30 protein-coding genes are annotated in these 22,617 nt (G+C 59.8%); 16 read left to right on the plus strand and 14 right to left on the minus strand.

All coding sequences use genetic code 11. From position 1 onward, the window contains the following. Positions 1-18 precede the first annotated feature (18 nt). Positions 19-741: a cytochrome c oxidase assembly protein gene (locus WKH79_RS09360; protein ID WP_063512440.1), complete on the plus strand. Its 723-nt coding sequence runs from the start codon at positions 19-21 to the stop codon at positions 739-741. Continuing rightward, positions 738-1,388, plus strand: coding sequence for a cytochrome b (locus tag WKH79_RS09365; protein WP_050599076.1), 651 nt, complete (start codon positions 738-740; stop codon positions 1,386-1,388). The genes WKH79_RS09360 and WKH79_RS09365 overlap by 4 nt, the downstream gene beginning before the upstream one ends. Here the strand turns inward: WKH79_RS09365 and WKH79_RS09370 are convergent. Further along, positions 1,312-2,034: a c-type cytochrome gene (locus WKH79_RS09370; RefSeq protein WP_197458104.1), complete on the minus strand. Its 723-nt coding sequence runs from the start codon at positions 2,032-2,034 to the stop codon at positions 1,312-1,314. The two genes, WKH79_RS09365 and WKH79_RS09370, sit on opposite strands and share 77 nt — an antisense overlap. A gap of 230 nt (positions 2,035-2,264) precedes the next feature. Between WKH79_RS09370 and WKH79_RS09375 the strand changes: the two genes are divergently transcribed. Genes WKH79_RS09375 through WKH79_RS09425 form a run of 11 tightly spaced genes read left to right on the plus strand, consistent with a single transcriptional unit; the run spans position 2,265 to position 11,879 of the window. Continuing rightward, positions 2,265-2,459, plus strand: a complete 195-nt coding sequence (locus WKH79_RS09375; RefSeq protein WP_197459409.1) for a hypothetical protein — start codon at positions 2,265-2,267, stop codon at positions 2,457-2,459. Then, complete coding sequence (locus WKH79_RS09380) at positions 2,452-3,498, plus strand: cytochrome c oxidase subunit II (RefSeq protein WP_224801993.1); 1,047 nt, start codon at positions 2,452-2,454, stop codon at positions 3,496-3,498. The genes WKH79_RS09375 and WKH79_RS09380 overlap by 8 nt, the downstream gene beginning before the upstream one ends. Beyond that, complete coding sequence (locus WKH79_RS09385; RefSeq protein WP_063535109.1) at positions 3,495-6,032, plus strand: cbb3-type cytochrome c oxidase subunit I; 2,538 nt, start codon at positions 3,495-3,497, stop codon at positions 6,030-6,032. Before WKH79_RS09380 ends, WKH79_RS09385 begins: the two co-directional genes overlap by 4 nt. Continuing rightward, complete coding sequence (locus WKH79_RS09390; protein WP_063505649.1) at positions 6,025-6,327, plus strand: hypothetical protein; 303 nt, start codon at positions 6,025-6,027, stop codon at positions 6,325-6,327. The genes WKH79_RS09385 and WKH79_RS09390 overlap by 8 nt, the downstream gene beginning before the upstream one ends. Before the next feature lie 35 nt (positions 6,328-6,362). Continuing rightward, entirely contained in the window at positions 6,363-6,797 is a 435-nt protein-coding gene (locus WKH79_RS09395; protein ID WP_063505650.1) for a DUF2231 domain-containing protein, read from the plus strand. Next, positions 6,794-8,170 carry a sorbosone dehydrogenase family protein gene (locus WKH79_RS09400; protein ID WP_050599081.1) on the plus strand — a complete coding sequence of 459 codons (1,377 nt, stop codon included), beginning with the start codon at positions 6,794-6,796 and terminating at the stop codon, positions 8,168-8,170. Before WKH79_RS09395 ends, WKH79_RS09400 begins: the two co-directional genes overlap by 4 nt. Before the next feature lie 37 nt (positions 8,171-8,207). Then, a complete protein-coding gene (locus WKH79_RS09405; RefSeq protein WP_253520284.1) occupies positions 8,208-9,362 on the plus strand; it encodes a L,D-transpeptidase in 1,155 nt (384 codons plus the stop codon). Beyond that, the gene (locus WKH79_RS09410; RefSeq protein WP_341858709.1) at positions 9,359-9,772 is read left to right on the plus strand and encodes a hypothetical protein; all 414 of its coding nucleotides are present in this window, start codon (positions 9,359-9,361) and stop codon (positions 9,770-9,772) included. The genes WKH79_RS09405 and WKH79_RS09410 overlap by 4 nt, the downstream gene beginning before the upstream one ends. 12 nt (positions 9,773-9,784) lie before the next feature. After that, positions 9,785-10,528 carry a hypothetical protein gene (locus WKH79_RS09415; RefSeq protein WP_063512442.1) on the plus strand — a complete coding sequence of 248 codons (744 nt, stop codon included), beginning with the start codon at positions 9,785-9,787 and terminating at the stop codon, positions 10,526-10,528. A gap of 1 nt (position 10,529) precedes the next feature. Next, entirely contained in the window at positions 10,530-11,570 is a 1,041-nt protein-coding gene (locus WKH79_RS09420) for a sodium:calcium antiporter (protein ID WP_341858710.1), read from the plus strand. Between the two features lie 36 nt (positions 11,571-11,606). Next, positions 11,607-11,879, plus strand: coding sequence for an SDR family oxidoreductase (locus tag WKH79_RS09425; RefSeq protein WP_082835581.1), 273 nt, complete (start codon positions 11,607-11,609; stop codon positions 11,877-11,879). A gap of 134 nt (positions 11,880-12,013) precedes the next feature. On the opposite strand, the gene WKH79_RS09430 is transcribed toward WKH79_RS09425, so the two are convergent. Beyond that, positions 12,014-12,379, minus strand: a complete 366-nt coding sequence (locus tag WKH79_RS09430) for a PRC-barrel domain-containing protein (RefSeq protein ID WP_082850799.1) — start codon at positions 12,377-12,379, stop codon at positions 12,014-12,016. Between the two features lie 63 nt (positions 12,380-12,442). Between WKH79_RS09430 and WKH79_RS09435 the strand changes: the two genes are divergently transcribed. Beyond that, the gene (locus WKH79_RS09435) at positions 12,443-13,345 is read left to right on the plus strand and encodes an IS1595 family transposase (protein WP_341858711.1); all 903 of its coding nucleotides are present in this window, start codon (positions 12,443-12,445) and stop codon (positions 13,343-13,345) included. Positions 13,346-13,398: 53 nt separating this feature from the next. Here the strand turns inward: WKH79_RS09435 and WKH79_RS09440 are convergent, their stop codons facing one another. Further along, positions 13,399-13,674, minus strand: a complete 276-nt coding sequence (locus WKH79_RS09440; protein ID WP_341858712.1) for a hypothetical protein — start codon at positions 13,672-13,674, stop codon at positions 13,399-13,401. Between the two features lie 142 nt (positions 13,675-13,816). After that, positions 13,817-14,227 (minus strand): hypothetical protein, encoded by a 411-nt coding sequence (locus WKH79_RS09445; protein ID WP_341858713.1) that lies wholly within the window; start codon positions 14,225-14,227, stop codon positions 13,817-13,819. 231 nt (positions 14,228-14,458) lie between these two features. Between WKH79_RS09445 and WKH79_RS09450 the strand changes: the two genes are divergently transcribed. Continuing rightward, on the plus strand, positions 14,459-14,884 hold the full coding sequence (locus WKH79_RS09450) for a hypothetical protein (protein ID WP_230834155.1): 426 nt from the start codon (positions 14,459-14,461) through the stop codon (positions 14,882-14,884). 137 nt (positions 14,885-15,021) lie between these two features. Here the strand turns inward: WKH79_RS09450 and WKH79_RS09455 are convergent, their stop codons facing one another. Next, positions 15,022-15,327: a hypothetical protein gene (locus WKH79_RS09455; RefSeq protein ID WP_156491280.1), complete on the minus strand. Its 306-nt coding sequence runs from the start codon at positions 15,325-15,327 to the stop codon at positions 15,022-15,024. Between the two features lie 196 nt (positions 15,328-15,523). Here WKH79_RS09455 and WKH79_RS09460 point away from each other — a divergent pair, with 196 nt between their 5' ends. After that, the gene (locus WKH79_RS09460) at positions 15,524-16,000 is read left to right on the plus strand and encodes a hypothetical protein (protein WP_157052051.1); all 477 of its coding nucleotides are present in this window, start codon (positions 15,524-15,526) and stop codon (positions 15,998-16,000) included. Between the two features lie 36 nt (positions 16,001-16,036). Here WKH79_RS09460 and WKH79_RS09465 read toward each other — a convergent pair whose 3' ends face one another. From WKH79_RS09465 to WKH79_RS09505, 9 genes are all read right to left on the minus strand, one after another. After that, positions 16,037-17,020, minus strand: a complete 984-nt coding sequence (locus WKH79_RS09465) for a hypothetical protein (RefSeq protein ID WP_341858714.1) — start codon at positions 17,018-17,020, stop codon at positions 16,037-16,039. A gap of 240 nt (positions 17,021-17,260) precedes the next feature. Further along, positions 17,261-17,884 carry a lytic transglycosylase domain-containing protein gene (locus tag WKH79_RS09470; RefSeq protein WP_050600493.1) on the minus strand — a complete coding sequence of 208 codons (624 nt, stop codon included), beginning with the start codon at positions 17,882-17,884 and terminating at the stop codon, positions 17,261-17,263. Between the two features lie 60 nt (positions 17,885-17,944). Beyond that, entirely contained in the window at positions 17,945-18,277 is a 333-nt protein-coding gene (locus tag WKH79_RS09475; protein WP_050600396.1) for a DUF736 domain-containing protein, read from the minus strand. Next, a complete protein-coding gene (locus WKH79_RS09480; RefSeq protein ID WP_341858715.1) occupies positions 18,274-18,882 on the minus strand; it encodes a S26 family signal peptidase in 609 nt (202 codons plus the stop codon). The genes WKH79_RS09475 and WKH79_RS09480 overlap by 4 nt, the downstream gene beginning before the upstream one ends. Then, entirely contained in the window at positions 18,852-19,289 is a 438-nt protein-coding gene (locus tag WKH79_RS09485; protein WP_341858716.1) for a DUF2840 domain-containing protein, read from the minus strand. The genes WKH79_RS09480 and WKH79_RS09485 overlap by 31 nt, the downstream gene beginning before the upstream one ends. 245 nt (positions 19,290-19,534) lie before the next feature. Next, on the minus strand, positions 19,535-20,416 hold the full coding sequence (locus WKH79_RS09490) for a replication initiator protein A (protein ID WP_341858717.1): 882 nt from the start codon (positions 20,414-20,416) through the stop codon (positions 19,535-19,537). Between the two features lie 11 nt (positions 20,417-20,427). Next, positions 20,428-20,700, minus strand: coding sequence for a helix-turn-helix domain-containing protein (locus WKH79_RS09495; RefSeq protein WP_341858718.1), 273 nt, complete (start codon positions 20,698-20,700; stop codon positions 20,428-20,430). Between the two features lie 488 nt (positions 20,701-21,188). Then, positions 21,189-21,407, minus strand: coding sequence for a hypothetical protein (locus tag WKH79_RS09500; protein WP_341858719.1), 219 nt, complete (start codon positions 21,405-21,407; stop codon positions 21,189-21,191). A gap of 309 nt (positions 21,408-21,716) precedes the next feature. Further along, positions 21,717-22,127 carry a single-stranded DNA-binding protein gene (locus tag WKH79_RS09505; protein WP_341858720.1) on the minus strand — a complete coding sequence of 137 codons (411 nt, stop codon included), beginning with the start codon at positions 22,125-22,127 and terminating at the stop codon, positions 21,717-21,719. Positions 22,128-22,617 lie beyond the last annotated feature (490 nt).

The following is a 22,617-nucleotide window of genomic DNA, read 5'->3' on the forward strand; positions in this document are numbered from 1 at the left end:
CACGCTCACGGGAGACGGATGCTGCACGATTGGTTGCCCTATTGCGGAAAAGCTCCAGATCCTGGGGGCTGGTTAACCAATTGGAATTTCGCACCCGAATTGGTCGCCTGCCTTCTGGTCGTGGTAGGGGGCGCATATTGGCAACGCGAAAGTCTGAGAGCCACGCCGACATACGCAATCCTGATCGTCTTCTGCCTTCTCTACATCAGCCCCTTCTGCGCGCTCGGATCCGCATTGTTCACAGTTCGCATCATCCACGATGTCATACTCGCAGCGGTCTTCGCCCCACTGCTCATTGCGGCCTTTCGGCTCGAGGACAAGAGCTTGCCCGGGACGTTGACCGTATGGACTGCGGTACATGCCATCACCTTCCTGGCCTGGCATGCACCTCCATTGTACGAACTCGCGATGCGTAGCGACGCGGTTTTCTGGCTCATGCAAATCAGCATTGTCGCCACGGCAGCAGCATGGTGGGTCAAGGTCATTCGATCGCCGTCTCCAGCTGCCGCGACAGGGCTGTTGGCGACGATGGTCGCAATGGGGGCACTTGGCGCGCTACTTACCTTTGCGCACCGTGCGTATTATGCCCCACATTGGCTAACGACCCGCTTGTGGGGTCTCTCGCCAATAGAGGATCAGCAGATTGCGGGTATCATTATGTGGGCCCCCGCGAGCCTGGTCTATCTAATCGCTGCATTGACGATACTCTATCGATCGCTTGGTAACAGAGCGGCTGCATGAGGCTTCATGACCTGATCCGAAGATGGGCGGTCAGTTATACCGAGCATGGAAAGTATTCTCCGGTCGGTGTCTGGTTTCACTGGATAATGGCAGGGTTGGTTCTCTTTCAGCTCGGCTCAGGCTGGATGATGTTGCGCTATCCCGTCGGGGCAAGCAAGCTTGCCACCTACGAATTGCATAGCGAGCTGGGGCTGACCATCCTGTTCCTCGCCATCTTAAGGTTTGGCTGGCGCCTTTTTGTCCCCGATCCGGTCAACGACGCCGATGCGCCAGGCTGGCAGAGCACGGCAGCACATATCACACAGTACCTTTTCTATGGCCTGTTCGCGCTACTTCCGCTGAGCGGATGGGCGATGTGGTCGGCGATACAGCCGGTGCAGCCTCTGCGGCTTGCCGGATTGGTCGCTATACCCCCGATGCCCTTTCATACACTCTCCCCAGCGTGGCAGTATCAGGTACTCGACTGGGCGGAGAGCCTTCATGTGCTAGGCGTTATCGGCCTCGCATTGCTGGTGCCGCTGCATGTCATTGCGGCATTGAAACACCATTTCTGGGATCGCGATGATACAGTCAGGGGCATTCTTCCGGAAATCCGAGACGACGAGACGGCTCCGGACCATACGCAATATACGCCGCGAGTGGGCTAATTTCGCTCTCTTGCAGCTTGCTGGCCGCATCGTGCATGACGTTTAGTGCATCGCCGTATCGCTCACCGTTGCGCCAGCGGCGCAATTGTTCGGCGTGGTACTCAGCGCTTTGACCGATCAGGGGTGGGTTGCCGCCACCCGAGCCCAGACCGGTTTCCCCATGGCAAGATGCGCAGGACGATAGAGCGCGTTCGGGTAAGCCTGCATGGTAGATCTCGTATGCTTTCGCAATTTCGCACGAGGGTTCAGTCAAAGTCGTGCTTCCCTCCATGCCCTCGGGAAAGTCCATGGCCGCGTAATAGGCTGACACAGCCAACCGCTCCTCGGAATTTAGACGGCCTGCAAGCCAAGTCATTTGGGGATGGCTACGTTGGCCGTCCGCGTAAAAGCCCAGCTGCCGCACAAGATATCCCGTATCCATGCCCGCTATTCTCGGCACCAACGCTCCGTCGCCGCCGCCGTCCAGCCCATGACAAGTGTGGCAAGCGGCCTGCGGACCCGCGTCCCCGCCTGATAAGGCAATCAATTCGCCGGTGTCGTCGAATGGATCGTCGATCGGGGCAGGAGTGCATGACGCCAGCGCCATAGCAAAGGCGGCGACGGACAGGTTAGAGCGGAAAAGCATCGTCTGGCGGGAACGAAGCATGCAATTGTCCGGTTCCCATGGGAATGGGGAGTGTGGAGCATCGGAATTGGAAAGCCATCGTGGCCGGCGTAGCCTTAGCCGCTTGTGCAGCGCTTGCCGCATGCAAGGACCCGGTCGAGACGCGGCGAGAGCCGGCTATCGGACCGAAGGATCGCGGCTTAATAGCAATCAAGCGCGCAGGCTGTGGATCTTGCCACGAAATTCCCGGGCTGGACTGGCCATCCGGGCGCTTGGGACCATCGCTTGATGGCTTCGACGATGTCGGCTTGATAGCTGGCCAATTGCCGAACCGGCCGGACGTATTGGCGGCCTTCATCCGCAACGCACCTTCCGTGAAGGAGGGCTCTTCCATGCCGCCAATGCCAATTAGCGAGGCTGAGGCGGCAGATATCGCAGCCTATTTGTATGGTCTCGACCATGATTGACGCACTTTGGGGTTGGCCACCTCCGGTACTCGACCCGGCAGGTCCGTATTCAGGCAAAGTTACAACCCTGGCCTGGTCGCTTTTCGGTTTGGGCGCTTTCGTCACATTGGTCGTGGTGTTTGCTCTTTGGGTCGCCATCAAGGGACCAGACAAGTGGAAAGCGAAGCTAGGAGGCGAACGCGCGATCTTGCTCGGCGGGGTGGCCTTTCCGGGCGTCGTATTGACCGCGCTACTGGTGTGGGGACTCACACTTACGGCCAGCCTGACAGAGCCGATCCACGGGGACGAGATGCGTATTCGCGTTACCGGTGAAATGTGGTGGTTCCGTGTGCAATATCTGGACCCATCGGGCGCGGTTGTGATGGAAGATGCGAATGAGATTCACATTCCCGTCGGACGTCCGGTGGTGCTCGAACTGGAATCCGCCGATGTGATTCACAGCTTTTGGGTGCCGCATCTATCGGGAAAGAAGGACATGATCCCCGGGCGACGCACACTGCTGCGGATCGAAGCCGATCGCCCAGGAGAATTCGGCGGGGTGTGCGCGGAGTATTGCGGGCGGCAACATGCGCTGATGGGCTTCGTTGCCGTAGCGCATGAGGACGACGATTTTCGAGAATGGTATGCCGAGCGGAATGAGCGCCTCGTTTCAGCGGGCCTCGACATAACGCGGCAAGTAGAATCATCGTCCGGATCAGGGACGCAGGGTTCGGAGCGATCAACAGTTACGCGTACGGGTGCGGGCGCTAACACAAATTCCGGTCAGCAGTCCGGAAGAACACTATTCATGCAGTCCGGGTGTGCTGCCTGCCATCGTGTCGCAGGGACTGAGGCAAACGGCCTCGCTGGCCCGGACCTCACCCATGTTGGGTCGCGCCGGACGCTGGGAGCGGGTATTTTGCCGAACAACCGCGGGACGCTGATTGGTTGGATCGGCGACAGCCAATCGCTCAAGCCTGGCAATCGCATGCCGAGCTATGACATGCTCAATGCCGACGAGCTCGAAGCTATCGCCATCTGGCTCGAGCAGCAGAAATGAGATCCGAGACGGGTTTCGATTATTCGCTCTATGAGCGCTTCCCCACCGAGAAGCGTCCCGATAGCGAAGTCGAAGAATTGAACCGCATCTGGCGCGCGCCCAAGGGGTGGGCACGTCTTACCGCGGTCAATAACAACTACGTTGGCTTCTGGTACGTCGTCACTGCTTTCGGCTTCTTCTTAGCAGCAGGAATTCTGGCGCTGGGCATGCGTGTGCAACTCGCCGCTCCGATGCAGGATTTCCTCGGCGTCGATACCTATAACCAGTTCTTCACCATGCACGGAACGGTGATGATGTTCCTGTTTGCCGTGCCAATGGTGGAGGCGATCGGGATCATGCTTTTGCCGCAGATGCTGGCGGCACGCGATCTACCGTTTCCCAGGCTGTCAGCATTCGCCTTCTGGGCCTATTTCGTAGGCGGAACGATGTTTTTTCTCTCGCTGTTCGTGGGGTTGGCGCCCGACGGCGGCTGGTTCATGTATCCCCCGCTGACGAGCATCGCCTTCAGTCCCGGTATCAATACAGACTTCTGGTTGCTCGGCATCGGCTTCATCGAGATCTCGGCCATTGCCGGAGCGATCGAGATCATCGTGGGTGTGCTGCGCACCCGCGCGCCGGGGATGACCCTCGACAAGATGCCGATGTTTGCGTGGGCCATGCTGGTGTTCGCGGTAATGATCGTGGTCGCTTTCCCCAGTGTGATCCTGTGCACGATGCTGCTGGAGATCGAACGAGCTTTCAATTGGCCTTTCTTCGATGCGCTACGCGGCGGCGATCCCATGCTGTGGCAACACCTCTTCTGGTTTTTCGGCCATCCAGAAGTCTACATTATCTTTATCCCAGCCGCGGGTCTGATGAGCATGATGGTGGCCGCAGTCGCCAAGGTGCCGCTCGTTGGGTACCGCCTCAACGTTCTGGCGCTGGTCGCTACCGGCTTCATCAGCTTCGGCGTCTGGGCGCATCACATGTTCACTACCGACATGCCGCGCGTCTCGGCAGGCTATTTCTCCGCCGCCAGCATGGCGGTCAGCCTGCCGGCCGGCATCCAGGTGTTCTGCTGGATTGCGACGCTTGCCAGCGGCAAGATAAGATGGACCACGCCTGCGCTATTCGTAGTCGGCAGCGTAGTGATTTTCACGATGGGTGGGTTGACCGGCGTTATGGTGGGCATGGTGCCCTTCGACTGGCAGGCGCATGACACCTATTTCATCGTCGCCCACCTCCATTACGTGCTGATGGGCGGCATGGTTTTCCCGATGTTCGCCGCGTTCTACCACTGGCACGGCATGACTAGCAGCCGGGCGCTATCTGAGCGTGTCGGGAAGTGGGTCTTCGGGCTGATGTTCGCGGGTCTTCACATCACTTTCTTCCCCATGCACCTGACCGGCTTGATGGGTATGCCGCGCAGGGTCTATACCTATTTGCCCGGGCGCGATCTCGATCTGCTCAATCTGGTGTCCACCATCGGCGCTTTCGTGATGGCCGCTGGGATACTCCTTTTCCTGTTCGATCTCGCGCGCCGCTTTCGTTTCACGGTTCATGACGATGCAGGTAATATCTACGGGGGCGGTACGCTCGAATGGCTTCCCACCGGTTTGTACTCCACTCGCTCGATCCCGCTGGTTACGTCTCGCGAGCCTTTATGGGATCGCCCCCAAATCTCGAAGGAAGTCGAAGAAGGGCGCTATTTCCTCCCGAACTCTGCCACTGGTCAGCGCGAGACGTTGATCACCTCGACCGTGATGGCTGAACCACAGTACGTTCAACTCATGCCCGGCCCGTCGCCATGGCCATTGTCAGCAGCTGTGTTCACCGCTCTCTTTTTCCTCTCGCTGACGGTGCAGGGCTACGCCTTTGCAGTGTTTTGCGGGATTGTAGCAGTGCTAAGTACGCTTCGATGGCTTTGGGAAACCGACCGTCCCATCAAACAGGAAAGCGCCGACATCGGCGGCGGTATCGAAGTTCCGATCGCCATCACCGGGCCGAAAAGCCACGGCTGGTGGGCGTTGAACACTTTGATGGTCGTAATCGGCATGATCGGCTTCATGGCCGTGTTCGCCTACCTCTATCTCTATGGCATCAATCCCGAAGTCTGGAGTGCGCCTCCGCCGCTCGGCGCAACTGCAATCATTGTCGGGATAGAAGCGGCGGCGCTTCTTGCGGCCTGGGGCGGGCGTCGGTTTCTCGCATCGAAAGAAGGGCGGCTTGCCGAAGACCTGCCCTGGATGCTGGAGGCACTTGCTGCGACCCTGCTGGTCGGAGCCTTATACCTCGATGTGACTGGATGGCTCGCGACGGGTCTTGAACCCACCGCGAATGGGATGGGTGCGACTGTTTTTATGCTTTCGGTGCTTCAGGGACAGGTGGTCGTGGTCGCTGTCATCATGGCCACCTATCTCGCTTTTCGCGAAGCGCGGGGAATCATGACCACTCCGACAAACGTCACCATGGATATTGTCGCACGTTTCATAATGTTCTGCGCGCTGCAGGGCATGGTCTTTACTCTCTTGCCGAGGGTGTTCCCCGGTGTCTGAAGCAAAGAACAGCGAGATTGGCGAGCCCATCGACCGTCCTTCGATCTATCGCACGCTTCTGATCGCCTTCGTGATCTGGTCGGCGCATTTCGCTATCAGCTACACCGGAGTGCTGGTTTTCCCCGATGACGGGATCGCGCGGATCATCGCGATAGGAGCTGGTCTCATCGCAATCGCCGCATTGCTGGGACAAGTCCTGAGGCTACGTGCTCCACGCTCGCCGCTCGCTCTCGGCGCCCTCGGTCTGGCTGGGGCGGGTGTAATCTTCGGCACCTTCCCCGCGATTGTTGGTTAGTCAGAGTGGCAAAGCCGGAAGAGGAGATTGCCCGCATGGATCGCACAGTCACTAATTCTCGTTCTTTTGCAAATCCCTTGCACGCGATACTGCTCGCCTTTCCCGTGGCGCTTTATCCTGCCGCTCTACTTACCGATATAACCTATCTGAATACGGCGGAGATCCAGTGGTCCAACTTCTCGTCCTGGCTCATTGCCGGGGCAGACCTGTTCGCTGGCCTGGTCCTCGCCTCGGCACTGCTCGCCCTCTTCTTCGGACGAGCTCGACACGCGAAAGGTCGCGGTACGCTCTATCTGATTGTCATCGCCGCAATGTTCGGTCTCGGTGTGCTGAATGCTTTCCAGCATGCTCGTGATGGCTGGCATTCCGTCGGCACTTTGGGCCTCGTGCTTTCGATACTGTGCTCGATCCTGGCCTTGATCGCAGCGTTTGTCGCCTACAGCACCCAGACGGTGGAGAAACGTGCATGAACCGCCTAGCCTATCTCGTCTTGCCGCTTACTTTCGCGCTTGCCGCGTGCCAGGTCAGCAGCGATCCCGATCTCGATCAGACTGGCGAGCGTCCCGAGCTTCCCGAACAGAACGATGCTCTCGTGCCGGCGATGGAAATTCCGACGCCGGAAGGATGGGGGGACGAACTACCCATCGTACCCGAGGGGTACACTGTTTCCGCCATTGCACAGGATCTGAAGATTCCACGGCAGACGCTCGTGCTGCCCAATGGGGACATTCTGGTCGCCGAGGGTTCTGGCGGCAAGGCGCCAAAGTTGAGGCCCAAGGATGTTATCGCAGGCTGGATAAAGAAGCGCGGCAAAAGCCCGGTCGAAGGCGGAGACCGGATAACGCTGCTGCGCGATGAGGACGGAGATGGGCAGACCGATCTCCAGACTACTTTTATCGAGGGTCTCGATGCACCCTACGGCTTAGCTTTCGTTGATGGCACGCTCTACGTAGCCAATCAGGGAAATCTGGTAAGCTTTGAATATTCCGAGGGAGCGACCAGTATCGCGGGATCTGGCACCGAAGTTACAAAGCTCCCTGCCAAGATCAATCACCATTGGACGAAGGCGATGACCGCCAGCCCCGATGGCTCGAAGTTATATGTAGGCATTGGCTCGAACAGTAATGTCGGCGAACGCGGCATGGATGTGGAAGAGGACCGTGCGGTCATATGGGAAATAGACCGCGAAACGGGCGCCAGCCGGATTTTTGCCTCCGGCATCCGCAACCCCACAGCACTCGCTTTTGACCCGTGGAACGAGCAGCTTTGGGCGGTCGTCAACGAGCGTGACGAACTTGGACCGCAACTCGTGCCTGATTACCTGACTTCCGTGCGCGACGGTGCCTTTTATGGCTGGCCCTACAGTTACTACGGTCAAAACGTCGATCCGAGGATCAAGCCGGCGAGGCCCGACCTGGTCAAAAAGGCCGTAGTGCCTGACTACGCGCTGGGCTCACATGTTGCCGCACTTGGTGTCGATTTCACAACCGACGGTGGCTTGGGTGGCCGGTTCGGCGAAGGTGCTTTCGTCGGGATGCACGGAAGCTGGAACCGCGCCGATCCGTCGGGCTACAAGGTCGTCTTTGTGCCCTTCCGTGGTGGACGCCCGGATGGGCGGCCGATCGACCTGCTCACAGGTTTCTTGAAAGACGGGCATGCGAGGGGGCGTCCGGTGGGCGTGACATACGACGAGGCGCGTGGCGTATTATATGTCGCGGATGATGTGTCGAACACCGTTTGGCGTATCGCCCCACGCGGTGCAGTACGCCGCGCTTCCCCGCAGGACAGGACCCAGGTGCTTGGCGGGGCACGGCCGCCGTCCACAACGTCCACCACGAGGTAATCCGGTTTAGTAGCGCCGCCTGAAATCGGGATGCTGCTTGTGTACGTCGGATGCGCGTCCTTGGTTTAAATGTCAGATCGTACGCTCAACAGCTTTCTCGGAATTGACCAGATCGGAACATCCGCGCGGACAGCCCAGTTACTTAACCATGCTTGGATTTCTTCGCATTGACCGAAATTTGGTGGTGTTGATCGCCACCGCGCTTCTCTGTGTTCCCTCGGTATCGCCGGCCCAGTCAACAACCGATGCCGAAGCGGGTATCGAGACGACACAAAGCGAAAGTCTTGATCTGAAAATCCCACCCTCGGTGCCGGAAACGGCATTTTCTGGCGCTCGTTCGCGCGTAGTGCTTGCCGCGCAGGTTATGCTCGATCGAAGCCGCCATTCGCCCGGCGTGATCGATGGTTACATGGGCGGCAACACGATGCGGGCGATCCAGCATTTCCGACGCGCCCGCGGGCTTCCTGCTGAGGGAGGCCTCGATCCGCAGCTGATGCGATCACTGATAAAGTCGCAGAGCGGTGAGATTTTCCAGACCTACACGATCACGCGCGACGACGTGGACGGACCGTTCTTTCGTGTTCCCGACGCTATGTCGGCAATGGCAGCGCTGGAACGTGTTGGCTGGACCTCGCCGCAGGAGCTGATCGCAGACCGGTTCCATATGGATCAGGACCTGCTTCGGGCGCTCAATCCCGAGGCCGATTTCAGCCGCGTGGGGACGCGGATCACTATTGTTGCGCATCGAGAGGAAACACTTCCTTCGCAGGTCGCCCGGATTGAGGTCCGCAAGTCGGACAATTCGGTCGTCGCTTTCGACGAGCGGGGCAATATCCTTGCCAGTTATCCCGCGACGGTGGGCAGCGCGCAATTTCCCAGCCCCTCCGGTTCGATGGAGGTGGTCGCGGTAGCGCCCGATGCAAACTATACCTTCGATCCGAGCGGGCGCGAATGGGGTCCCGACGAAACGCTGATCGTCCCGCCCGGGCCGAACAATCCGGTGGGCGGCATTTGGATCGATCTGAGCAAACCCGGATATGGCATCCACGGATCGCCCGACCCGCAACTGATCGGCAAGACCGCCAGCCATGGCTGCGTAAGGCTTACCAACTGGGATGCGAAGGAACTGGCGGATGCGGTGCGCCAGGGGACGCGCGTGGTGTTCGCCAACCAGGCTGGAGGTGCATCGTGAGCGGCACCGACTATGCTGACCGGCGCCAGTTGATCAACCGCAACCTGATTGCCGCGCGCGGCTTTCGCGACGAGGCGTTTCTGTCCGCCTTTGCCAAAGCCCCGCGCGAGACCTACGTCGATCACCGGATGGATGCGGGGGAAGTCGGGGCAGACGACCGATTGCTCGAGGTCGGGGCGGTAACGGGTTATGCCGCAGCCGTCCTCTCCCGCCCTGCTGGGCAGGTCCATGCGATCAAGTGGCACGAGGCGCTGGCAAGGCAGGCGGCGGCGCGGATTAGGGAGTTGGCCTACGACGATTGCGAGATCATTACGGGAGATGGTCTGAAGGGTCTGCCGAACGAGGCGCCCTTCGACGCGATTTTGGTGGCGGTGCGGTTCGATAGCGTGCCGGACGCGCTCAAGCGGTGATCCGCTGACAGTATGGAGTCTTCTGGCCTTCTTGCGGTACTCGCTCTCGCGCTGCTGCCTTCGCTGGGTAATCTTCTTGGCGTTGCGCTGGCCGAGTGGCGCAAGCCGCCCGAATGGCTGGTCGGCGGCGCGCTCCATGCCGCTGCTGGGATCGCCACCGCGGTTGCCGCAATTGAGCTCATCCCGCGTTCGCAGGAGCGGATCGAGACCTGGCTGTTGGTCGTGGCGCTGATCGTCGGGGCAATCTGCTCCGCAAGTATCGCCAAAGCCACACGAAAGATCCGCGACCGAATGGGTAGCGCCGCAGGCCGTGCGACCACTTGGGGGGCCTATGCCGCAGTGGGCGTTGACTTGCTGACCGATGGACTGATGACCGGCGGCGGGGGAGCGGTGGCGCGCGAACTGGGGCTGCTGCTGGCCCTGTCTCAAGTGGCGGGCAACTTGCCGGGTGGCTTCGCCATCGCTGCGAATTTCCGCTCGGCAAAGATTACGCGCAGGCACCGGCTAAGCGCGCTGGCGATCTATCCGCTGCTTCCGGTGATCGGTGCGTTCGCGGGGTATACCGTGTTGGCCGGAGCGGGGGATGTGCTGACGGGCTTCGTGCTCGCTGTGTTCGCGGGCCTGCTACTGACCGCGACGATCGAGGATATCGTGCCCGAAGCCGACCAGCCCAAGGCTAAGCGCCGTATATCGAGCCCGTCCTTCGCACTGGGCTTCGGAGCACTCCTGTTGACCTCGGCTTATCTTGGACAGTGACATGAGCCTTGCTGGCTTGTCTCTGTTCGCGCTCGTCCCGCTGTTCCTGACCGGAGCCGTGCTCGTCTGGTTCGCCGGAGCACGGCTGGCGGGCTATGCCGACACGATATCGCAGCGGAGTGGCATCGGACAGGGGACTATCGGCGTCATCTTGCTGGGCGCGGTGACTTCGTTGCCCGAAATCACCACCACCAGCGTTGCGGTAATCTCCGACAATCCGCGCATGGCGGTCAATAATCTCGTCGGCGGGGTCGCCTTTCAGGTGGTCGTCATCGCGCTGGCTGATCTGTTCGTGGGCAAAAATGCGCTGACCAGTATGGTGCCGGGGCCGCGCGTTATGCTCAACGCGGCAGTCAGCATCGTGCTTCTGGTGCTCGTGGCGCTGGGCGTGATGGTGGGCGACTGGGAATTATGGGGTATCGGGGTCGGCTTCTTCCCGGTGCTGATCGCCACAATCTATCTTTTGTGCCTCTGGCGGTTAGGGAGGAGCGTCTCTTCGAGAGGCTGGACGCCGGAAGCCTTGCCGGAGGTGGATCGACAAGAAGAAGCTCCTTCCGAGCTTTCCAATATCCGACTTGTCGGCGTCACCGTGACAGCAGCCGTGCTGATTTGTGCAGGCGGCACACTCGTGACATTGGCGGCGGAGGGGATGGCCGAACAAACGGGTACCGATACCGGAGTGATGGGCCTGACCCTACTCGCCTTCGCCACGTCACTGCCCGAACTCAGCACGGCAATTGCCGCGGTTCGCATTCGCCGTGTGGAATTGGCTATTGGCGATATATTGGGCGGAAACATGTTCGATGTGACGCTGATCCTGCTGATCGATATCTTGGCGGCGGGTCCGCTCGTACTCAATCAGGTCGATCGCAGCGCGATGGTGGCCGCGCTCCTCGGCATATTGCTGACCATGCTGGTCCTGATCGGCCTGCTCGAACGGCGGGACAAGGCCATGCTCCGCATGGGCTACGATTCAATCGCCGTGCTTGTCGCCTATTGTGCGGGAATGGCGGCGATCCTGGGCGGCGCCTTTGCCGAATGACTTTCCGACGATTATGGGGTAGAGACCTGCTGTCCAATCCCGTGGCGGAGAAGGCGATGCCAAAGATGTCGATCGACAGCCACGAGGCCGCTACGGGTGAACTGCATCGCGTCCGGGCCGGTTTGGAGACCGCTTATTCCCTCGACGATGCCGGAAGAGGATGTTGCTGAATTCGGCAAGGATTATCCGCTTGGCCGCCCCGCGCAGCCCGCCGAACTTGCGCCGCCATACGTCATGCTGGCGAGCGATGACGCAAGCTACATTTCGGGAGCTACAATCACCGTTACGAGCGGCAAACCAATGATGTGATCATTCGACTCTCTGATATCCGGAATGGGGGCAAGAACTGAGCCTCCGCTAAAGGGCTGTAACCGCGGTCGCGGCCGGAATGACAGTTGCAAAAGGGCCCGACAGTCAAGCCGGGCCCCCCAATGCTCATAGTGCTAAGCTACCTGCGCTGTTTCATAGTATTTGTGAACGCCAGACCGGAAATTATCGTCGTAGGCCTTGTGTCGTTCCTCGGAAGTGAAGCGCGGCCCTTCGCGAAGGGCATCTTCGTCGATGTTAAGGTGGTAGCCACCAAGGTCGGTATCGTAATCGAGCTTCGACCAAGGGACGCAGTGCTTCTCATCACCCATTCCCAGGAAACCGCCGACCGACAAAACTGCCTCTGTTGCCTGTCCACCGCGCTTCTCGATCAATACGTAATCTACGTGGCCGATGTTTTTCCCGCCGCGATCAAAGACGGCTGTACCTTCGACGCGATCACTCGAAATAACAGCGGAATTTTTTTCTGCTTCAGTATGCATTTTGCCACTCCTTTGGGGGTGTATCCCCTTGCCATACGTAAATAGGTCTGCTATACAATATGCATGACGAAGCCACTCACTACCGCCCAGTTCTTCCGCCAGTTTCCTGACGATGAAACCTGCCTCCAGCACCTGTTCGATGTTCGCTTTGGACAGGGTTACGAGTGCCCCAAGTGTGAGCGCGAAAGTAAGTGGTTCCGTATCAAAGCGGAGCGCGCCTATTCCTGCCAGTGGTGCGGCCACCACCTGCACCCGACCGTAGGCACCCCGTTCGAGAAAACCCGCACTCCGCTGCAACTGTGGTTCTATGCAATCCACCTGTTCACCGTCACCCGTCACGGCGTGAGCGGCAAGGAACTCCAGCGCCAGCTGGGCGTCACCTACAAGACCGCATGGCGTATGGCGAAGCTAATCCGCGAACACATGGCCGATGTTGACGGCGATATTCCCATTGGCGGTGAAGGCACGAACGTCGAGATTGACGAAACTCTCATGGGCGGCGTGAAGCGCGGTAAGCACAATCGCGGTAGCGCTGCCAAGACCGTTGTAGTGGGCGCTCTGGAACGTGGCGGCGATCTGGTGGCCCAAGTGGTCCCGAACCAGCGCCGCGCTACCCTAGAGCCGTTTGTGACCGCCAACGTCCGTATCGGCGGCAACGTCCACACTGACGAACTGCGCAGCTACGCAAGCCTCTCGGATGCTGGCTATCGCCATGCTCGCGTGAACCACGGCGCGATGGAATATGCTTACTACGATTACCGCCTTGCCGAGACTGTCACGGTCAACGGCATCGAGAATTTCTGGCGTCACCTGAAATGCTCAATCAACGGCACTCACACGAGCGTCAGCGCCAAGCACCTGAACAGCTACGTCAAGGAATTCGAGTATCGCTTCAATCGTCGCAATCGTCCGGAGACGATGCTTCCCGAGCTTCTTTCGACGTTCCGGCCATTGAGCGCAGCGTAGCTTCGAAAGCTGCTCGGTCGCCAATCTCGCTTTCGTGCTCGGCGATGAACTCTTCAATTTTTCCCAGCGTTCGCGCTTCTTGTAGGGTCATTTTCGGCATCAAGCTTTCCTTCAATCCGCCCCAAAGTGGCATTTTGGGCGTCAAGAGTAGCAGATTGGCGAGCAACGGTCTCTCGGACCGTGTCTAAGGGTTCGTCCACCCGATCAAAACGACTGTCGATTTGTGTGAGTAGAAAGAGGAAACTGGCACCGATTGCAGCAAAAGCCAGACCCATCACTTTCCACAGCCAGCCACGATGCGTTTCAAGGCGATCTACGCGGGTGCTCATGCTTGGCTCTCCACTTCCACCGCCATCGCCACCGCCGGTGTTGGAAGGGGGTTGCGGAGGATTGTTCGGCTTCCAAGGGTTGCCGTCTTGCCCCAACAAAACGCGCGCCTGATCCGGCCAATTTGCGTTCGGTTGATTAGCCCTATTCGCCATCGGACGCATCTTCCCCGTATATGTAGGGGCCGCTCACGGTATTCAAATACTCCATCATGCCACGGTATCCCTCCAGCGGCATAATGACATTGGCAATCACCCGAGTTTTCAAACCTGGGTCCGGACCATTGGTCGCGTGGGGGACATATTCCGCGAATTGGAGGCGGACATTCCCGTTTACCAGTGTGGCAAATAGCAGACCGTCTGCAAAAACTGTGGGCGCGTCCTTCGGGCCATTCACTTGAACCATTTCTGAGGGGTTCTCGTTCTTGGGTTGCTCCGGCCCATTCCCTTCTATCGTCGAGCGGAGCTGTTCTTCTTCGGGCTTCTTCCGATAGCCGCCAAGCAAATCCTCGATCTCGTCGCCGCCAGCCATAATCCCTCCTGATTCGAGGGTCATGGTCTAGGAGCATTTCATGTCTCCTGCAATTCCGTATGCGAAGGGGATACACCCCCTCCTTTGCTGAAACACACCAGACTACCCGAAAGCACATCGAGAACGGGCCGGTGCTACGGCAAAAAATGCCTTCGATTGAATGTTGATCCGGAACTCGTGGACCCTGTCAGACAGGACGTTCAACAAGTGGGCTAAGAGGGGTACTGTGTGTTTACTTGCGGCTCGCTCTTGATCATGTGCGACCAATGGTTCCCGTCATGCGACCGTTTAACAGCCATTGCCGTTGCCGTAGTGAGTGCAGATGATATTCTAAGCTCGGCCGTTGAGGCGGGGAAACGGTGCGCCAGGGGCGTGGATTTCGTTTCGTCGCCGGAAAGCGGATATTTAAAAGGCAAGGACGGGGACCGGAAATCAATTTCAGAAGTGAGGTTGCTTATGAGTCACTACGTTCTGCATTCTTGGGACCAACGTTCTGCGGCACGCGAAGAGATCGCTTTCGATAGCGTTTCAATTGCTGGAGCGCTGGACAAGGCGAAGAAGGTTGCGCGCGGGACCAAGGCCGACCTTTACGAAAACGGAAGACCTGTCTGCTCTATGGAACTGGTCGGCAAAACGGGGGTCTGGCTGATAGGTAAGCCAAACGAAAGCACGGAAGATTAATCAGGAAGCACTGAGCGCATCGCTGTGATCGGGCTCATATGCGCGTACTTTTCGCCTAGCCGATAAGCGTCGAAAGCGTGCGCCCATAAAATATCTCTTGGTGCCTGTCGGACCATGATTCTTTAGACGCTTTGTCGTCATGCAATATCTGCAGTTTGATCGGACGCTACGATTGAGGAACGGTAGATGACCCCCGAGTTCGCTAAGCTATCCTCCTTGCGGACCAGAGCCAGCATCTGCTTAACGCCCGTATCGGCAATGCGGCGCGCGGCGTTGTGCGAATTGATGATCGCCTCCACCTCGATCCCGTTCATCAGGATCACGCGGCATCTCGTATAGGGATGGACCTCGCGGGTGTCGAAAGGTTTGCTCGTCAATTCCGACCAATTGCGGAACTGACGGTCGATCGGAATGCCTTTTTCTGTAAGTGGATTGAAAGACAAGGGCATCTCCTGAACCTAGTGTTGCAGGTTCGGACGAATGCAGAATCAATTTCAATTAGATCGATAGGTTCCGCCCAAGCTCTGCTTTTGACGATAAGAAATGTTATCTAACACGCTCACATTATTATGAAAAGTCGAGAAACCCGCGGAACAAGGGAAGGCTGGAACAAACTCGAACGTCCGGCGCTCACGGAGTATGACCACGACGAACTTCAGCCAATTGCTACGAGTGGCGCTTGATGACCTGCGGGAGGGCCGTCGCTCACTTGCGTGCAGGATGCAGAAAGTTGCTGTCGCAACAAACGATGCCGTTACGAGAGAGACCTTCCGTACTTTGATTACTCGGTCCAATGAAGAAGCAAACATCCTCGGCCAGATGCTGGGTGATCCTGATGGGAAACCTAATCTCTGGGCAAATGGCATAATGGACGATGCATTGCGCGACGTAGCGTCGACAGCGCAGGGACGGGTGCGAGACGTCGCCGTAATTGGAGCGATCCGCAAATTTCTGGCTGCTGACATCGTGTCGCTGGAAACGGCCATTGCGCTCGATCAGTACGAAGGGGCCGCGAAAAACCAAGCGTTAAATGCGTTTCGCCAGCAAGCTCGGGATACGGACCATCTGCTCCGTGAGCGCTTGGCGGAATTAACCCGGTCGCTTGCTGGGGAATGAGGTAAAGCCTCTTGGCATCTTCACCGAAACCATGCTCTAGCTCGTGCAGCACTGCAGGACAAAGAACGCGTTGAACTCGGCCGAGCGTCTCACGATCGCTGGATTTCTCGCCACTGCAATCGGCTTCGGTCCCGCGAGAGTCGGTCTAGGTCTCTTCATGCCCCAGTTCGCCGATGAGTTCGGCCTTTCGGTGGCCGATGGCGGGCATATCGCGAGTATCGCATTTTCCGCCTTTATGGTGGCTTTGCCAATAACTGCTATCTTTGTTTTTCGGCTCGGACCTCGCACTCCTGTCATTCTGGCCTGCCTGATGGCGTGCGCGGGATCAGTGCTGGTAGCTACTGCATCGAATGCGACAATGCTGACCGCAGGGATAGTCATCGCGGGATCCAGCGCAGGCCTGTGTTGGACCCCGTTCAACGATGCCGCGCGCCACAGTTTAACCGAAGATCGGCGAAATACGGCCCTCTCGATAATCGCGACAGGAACGGCCACCCAGTCAAGGCTGGTGTCGAGATCGCTGGCCATGTCGGTCATCAATTCACGCGTGAAGGCGCGCAGGTCGCCCATATCGTTCGCATCCTCAGGCGAGACGATGAAGCGGAAGTGGTGCCGGTCGTCCTCGCAGCGCTCGGCAAAGCTGTCCCCATCGGCCTCGTCGGACGTGGCATCGAACATCCGGCCATGCGATCCGTCGCGCGTCGCTCCCTCGCGCTGAATATAGTTGATATGACGCGCGAGCGGCGCGGACCTGGTCTGGGATTGCCATTGGCGAACAACGCGGGCCTTGATCAGGACACGCCGCCCAAATGCGCCTCTGCTGCGCGTCAGCGCAGCGAGCTTACCGCGTCCATAATGTCCCGTGCCGCGACCGCCTGCGCCGCTTGCCTTGGACCGTGTGTATCCAGCCTTGTGAGAGACCTGAGCTACCCGGCCGAGCAGCGTCTTGGCCTTTCTGTAGGAGCGAGCGCCGCTGTCGCGCGAACGCCCGGGCTCGATATTGAAATCATCGTCAGCCATGCCGCGCAACAAGAGGCGATGGCGCCTTCGCCTTTGAAAAAACACAGAAAATCAGCAGTAGCGACGGCACTGTAGTCGTCCAGACGGCGCTAATTGCCCTGGAAAACCAACCACATGCAGCCCGGTCGACGGCGCTGCTTTTATCTTGCCATCCTCTCTTACCCTTTCTGACCAGCCCGCAACCCGTTCGCAAAACTTCGCTAGCGGACGACGCAGAACGCAGGGATGCCCGCCTGGCTGTCATTGGTCGGCAACTGTCGATATGGGCGCGAAAAGATCATGCGCGGGCCGTACCGGGCGGACAAAAGCGGTGCCCGAGGCCTCCGGGAGACCCCGATCGCCGGGGGCATAATCCGAAGTGGAAACAGGTGCATCGGGCGCGCCCGGAGCGTCCGCAGAGTGTGAACCCGCCGCGACGAAGATGCGCTCGATCTGCAGCAGGGGCGCAATCTTCGCGACATAGCGGCGGGTTTCGAGGGGGAGCGAACGCCGTCCTGCAAGCCAGGCCTCGTAGCGCCCCGGCCCCGCATTATAAGCTGCAAGGAAGCCAGCTACACCGTAGCGGTCATACATTTCGCGCAAGTACGATGTGCCCGCGAGGATATTGTCGCGCGGGTCGAAAGGATCGCTGCCGAGCGAGTACCGATCGCGCTGGCGCGCCCAGGTGCCAGGCATGAGCTGCATCAATCCCATCGCGCCTGCCGACGACACTGCGCGCGTCCGGCCCGCACTTTCAATGCGGATCACGGCATAAATCCAGTGCTCGGGAATGCCGAAGCGCTGCGAGGCCTCGCGCACATGTGCTGCAATATCGATCGAATCTGGGTGCGTTTGCGCTGCGCGCGATTGCCCGCTCGCTTGCAGAGGATACGCGAGCGCCAGCGCGGCGAGAAGCGCGGTTAGTGCGATACCGAGGCGCACGGTTCAAGCCTTGCTGGCGCGCTGCGCAGGGCGCGACCACGTCAGAACGTGGGAGCCGTCATCGGATGCGAACAGATTGGCGCGTATTGGCCGGGCGAATGCCGGATCGTCGATCAGCACCGCGACAAAGTCGCCGGCTTTGTCGCCGACGCGCTTCCAGCCCGCACCAATTTCGTAGACGGCGTCATTGTCACCCACCATGATCCGGTAGTCCGGCGCATTCTCGGTTTCGGACGGTTGCGCAGGTACGAGGGCGAGCCTTGTATCGAGTGTGAGCGTCTGCAAGCGCCCTTCGAAGCCATCGCGGGTCGCTGTGAATGTGCCGATATATGTCATTGATCGTCTCCTTGGTTGTTGATTGAGGTTGCGGTGATGCTTGGCTGCGCGAACCAGATATGCGCGCCGTCACCGTGCTCGTCGGTCCAGACAGGGCTGGCCCGGCCAAGCAAGTGATCGCGCGCGATGGGTCCGAAATAGCGCCCGTCGAAGCTGCCTGACGCGCGCCGGTTCATGACGAATATCTGGCCTGCTGCGATGGTCCGGCAGCCTTGCCAGACCGGCAGAGCGCGCCCGATACTGTCTGCCGAGCGCGCCACACCGGCGCGCGCACGATTGATGGTGATGGTCAGACCCTGCCTGCAGACAGTGTCGCCGGGACGTGCCGCGATTTCCTTCAGCAGCGGAATTCCCGTCGGCAGATAACCGCGTGTCGCAAGGTAATCGCGCAGCCGAGGCGGCGGATCGATCGCCACGCGCTCGCCAACCTGCAGACCAGTCGTACCGCGGATATGATACAGCCCCGTCGGCACACTGGCGGTCGCATTCCAGATCAGAACGCGCGAGAGCGGCAGCACGGCGCTGACCAATGCGGCAGCACAGACAGTGCCCGTGATGAGGACCGTTCGACGCTTCATGGCCGAAGATTCCGGTAGCGCAGCCATACGCCGTGCCGGTCTGGACTATAGGCGCGTGGCTCCATTCCAGCTGCAAGGCGGTTGTGCATGTGCCGCCAGTGGTCGGGCGCGACATCGCACGGATCGGTGCCAGCTGCCTCGATTGCATCGATCAGGCCAAGGACCCGGCGAACTTTTGGCCAGCCCTGGACCGAGAGCAGTATGTCTGCACCAGGATCGACTTGCGGCACAGTAGAATAGGTGTCGCCCGCTGCGACCGCGCGCGCAATGGCGAGAGCCGAACGGATGGTGCCATATGCGTTGGACGCCCAGCGCACCAACGCGAAGAGCTGCCCGGGCGTATAACTCTCAACCCGTGTCCTGCGATCGATGATGCGCTGACCGACCGGCTTGCCGAAACGCAGCCAGTCTTCGCGCAGGCCTTCCTGCCACACCAGAGTGACGTGGGTCAGCGGCGGATCGCCGTCGCATCGCCCGGCGCTGCTGCGCGGCGGTGCCAGCCGGTCGGCCGTGCACAGGCGCGGCGACGTTAGCAGGAATCGACAAGATTCCTTGTTAGGATAGTTAAGGAGCTCGCAAGGCCAGCATTTCTGCGGGTTTGCGCAGCATTTCGGTTCCCGATAGTCCGAACTTCCGGTTCCTGATAGTCCGTGTGCGGGGGTTCCTGATAGTCCGAACATCACACCGACTTGTCCACAGGAGGCATGCCGATCCGCCGACGGGCGACATCGAAGGGATCGACGGGAATTGCCACGAAACTGAGCCGCTCGCGGCCCAGCTGGTGGTCGAGCGAGAGAGTATAGCCAGGGAGCGGTTGGCGCCGGACGATTGCGCGCATCTCGAAAGCGAACCGTTTGAGCGGTGAAAGCGCGCCCGATTTGAGGTGAAGATGGGCAATGTCGAAGCTCCATCCGCCCTTTTGTTTGCCGCCATGTTTGCGCACGATCCGGTAGAGCCAGCGCTCCAGGCCCCCGGTCAGCGTGAAATAGGCCGGGTCGATCGTGAGTACGAGCGCTCGGTCGATTACCGCTCCATAGAGCCAGTCCGGCACGATCATCTCGATGCCGAGCGCACGGCCATTGCCATCGAGGCATTCGCGCCATTCGTTGATCCAGGAAAAGCGGTGGCGACGGCGTGCGCCCAGTTGGCGGATCGATGTCGCGATGCTGGTCGATTGCAGCCTGTCGAGCGCGGCTTTCAACCGCTCATAGGCGGCCTTGCCGGTACCGCGGCGGGTAAAGGCGAGGATTTCATGCGGCGTGGCGGCAATGAGCCGCGACGTTGGCTTTCCGGCATCGCGCGCCTCGACGATCTGACTGGCCACCCAGATCAGCACATCGGCGTCCCAGATTGTTGCCATGCCATGTTCGGCAGTGGCCTCGACAAGAATTGAGACGTCGCCCATGCGAAAGTCGATCGGCTTCACCCGCTTCGACTTGGCGAGGCTGAAAAAGGGCCATGCCATCAAATCCTGCGCATCGCGCGCCGCGATTGCTGCGCTGGTTCCAACGAACAGATCGAGCTGCTGCGCTGCGCTGGCGAAGGTCGTGCGGGACGCCATTGAACGGGCCCTCAGCGCCGAACCGGGCCAGTGTAGCCGTCGATCCGTTTGGCCGGATGGACCACGCCCTTGCCCGGATCGCTGGTCGAGCGGCGCACCCCTTGTTCGGCCCAGGCATCGAGATCCTCGCGCCGGTAGACGATCCGCCCGCCCAGCTTGTGGTAGACGGGACCGGTCCCGTAGCAGCGGTGTTTCTCGAGTGTACGCGGCGATAGGCCCAGATGCACAGCAGCATCGGGCGTTCGCAGAAAATGGGGGCGAACTGGTTCAGGAACGGCAGTCATCGGTAGTCTCCGCAACACATGGGATGGATGGTGCGGCGAGCTGCCGCTTGTTGCAGAGAGTGATGGCGGGCAATTGGTCCCATGGGGGAGCGACAGAACTACGCGAGAACAATTGTCGCCCGTGCCTTGCTGCCCTGCCGCCAAATATGTGTCGCTGCCCGTGCGGATGCACGAGAGTCTATCGCCCACCCGACCATGAGCGCCCCCCAACAAATTCCGCACCGCGAACAAGGGGGCGGCCAAGGATCGCGTGCGGAGCCAGGGACCGGGACTTGTCGGTCCCGCCAGCTTCGCGCCGGTCCGACCCGCTACCGGTTCGCAGTGCGCGGGGGGCCCCAAAACGAATATGCCGCGCCCTCAGGAGCGCTGCTGGAGGCAGCGCGGGACAGAGCGCGTCCCCAGCCCCGCTCCGCTTTTCGCAGCCATCACTCCTGCATGCGGAGACGCAAAGAGGCAGGAACCGGAGAAGGCTCCTGCCCAATCGCGCGTCAGAACTCGAGCATCGCACCGGGCACAGTATGCACTATGCGGTTTGCCAGATGCGGCGGCACCGCATTGTAGTCGCCCTCATCGAAGGCGAAATGACCAAGGTCGTCATCCTCGACGACATGCTGGTCGAAGAAGCTGTGCAAAGCACGCCGTTCAGCAACAGCCAGAGCTTCGAAATAGCTGTCCGAGCTCGATACAGATTGAGTGAGTGTAGCCATGATATCCTCCTGATGCCTGCCTTGAAACGGCAGGAGGACCGGCGGACGGGCGTGCAGGTGCCGGGTCACAGGATCGCCCGCACGGGCGACCACGAAGTGGCGTTGGGGGAAACGATTTTGTCGAACTGCAGCGCAGCGAAAGAAGACAAAATGGTGGGGCCCCGCCGTCCTTGATGCGGTGGCTGCACGCCCGTCACAATAAGATTTCCGTGGGTCAGCCCCTCCCCGCTCTTACGCTCCTGAACAACACAAGGAGGGGCCCTGTCCGGTGAGGACAGGACCCCTTCGGGAGAGATCAGTTGGGAAAGATCAGTCGATTTCGGGAGCGTCGCGATTATCGCTTTCGCCGCCAGATTCACCGCTCTGACTATTGCCGCGCGAGAGAAAGTCGACCTTGTCGGCGAGGATCTCGCAGCCGTACCGCTTCACGCCGTCCTGATCGTCCCACTGGGTGTAATGCAGACGGCCCTGTACCGACACCAGCTGGCCTTTCGAGCAATACTGGCCGACCGTCTTGGCGAGGCCGTTGAAGCAGGTCACGCGGTGAAATTCGCTGTCCTTGGCGGTGTAGCCGTTTTCATCCTTGTAGGTCTTGCCGTCCTTGTCGCGAGCGGGGCGATCGGTGACGACGGTGATCCCGGTGACGCTGGTTCCGCTCTTGGTTTCCCGTGTTTCGGGATCGCGGGCAATGCGGCCGGTGAGGATAACGATATTGGTCATGATAAATTCTCCTTCAGCTCTCAACCCGGAAACCATTTCCGGCTTGCGACCGTCGATGAGAAACAGGGCATGGGAGGACTGCACCGCAGGCGCGCAGCGCCAAGGGAAACCCGTTTACGCCGGGTGGTGCGGGCAGCCCGCGCAGCGGGCAACACGGCCGGAAAGAAAATGGGTTGCCGGGCTCAGCTGACCTGATTCAGACAGGTTCGCAGGAAAAGCCGGACTGGGTTCGGAGTGGGCATGAAGGCAGCGCCATGGTCCAACGCTTTATTCGCAGGCCGCGGTGCCTCCGCTTCCAGCAAGAAGGTCCATGAAATCGCGGGCAGCGCCGCAATCAACAGGAGACTCCAACACGGCTCAAGGTCAGAGGCAGACCCAAGCCTATGAGGCAACCCCCACCAAGTGAAGCGCTTCACCCGGCCTTGCTCAAAGCCGAAATCGACCCGGCAGCGCTCGACACCCGAGGCCATCGTCTCGGGGCTATCCGACG

It is taken from the genome of Qipengyuania sp. GPGPB31 (assembly GCF_038396345.1).
Taxonomy (GTDB): domain Bacteria; phylum Pseudomonadota; class Alphaproteobacteria; order Sphingomonadales; family Sphingomonadaceae; genus Qipengyuania; species Qipengyuania citrea.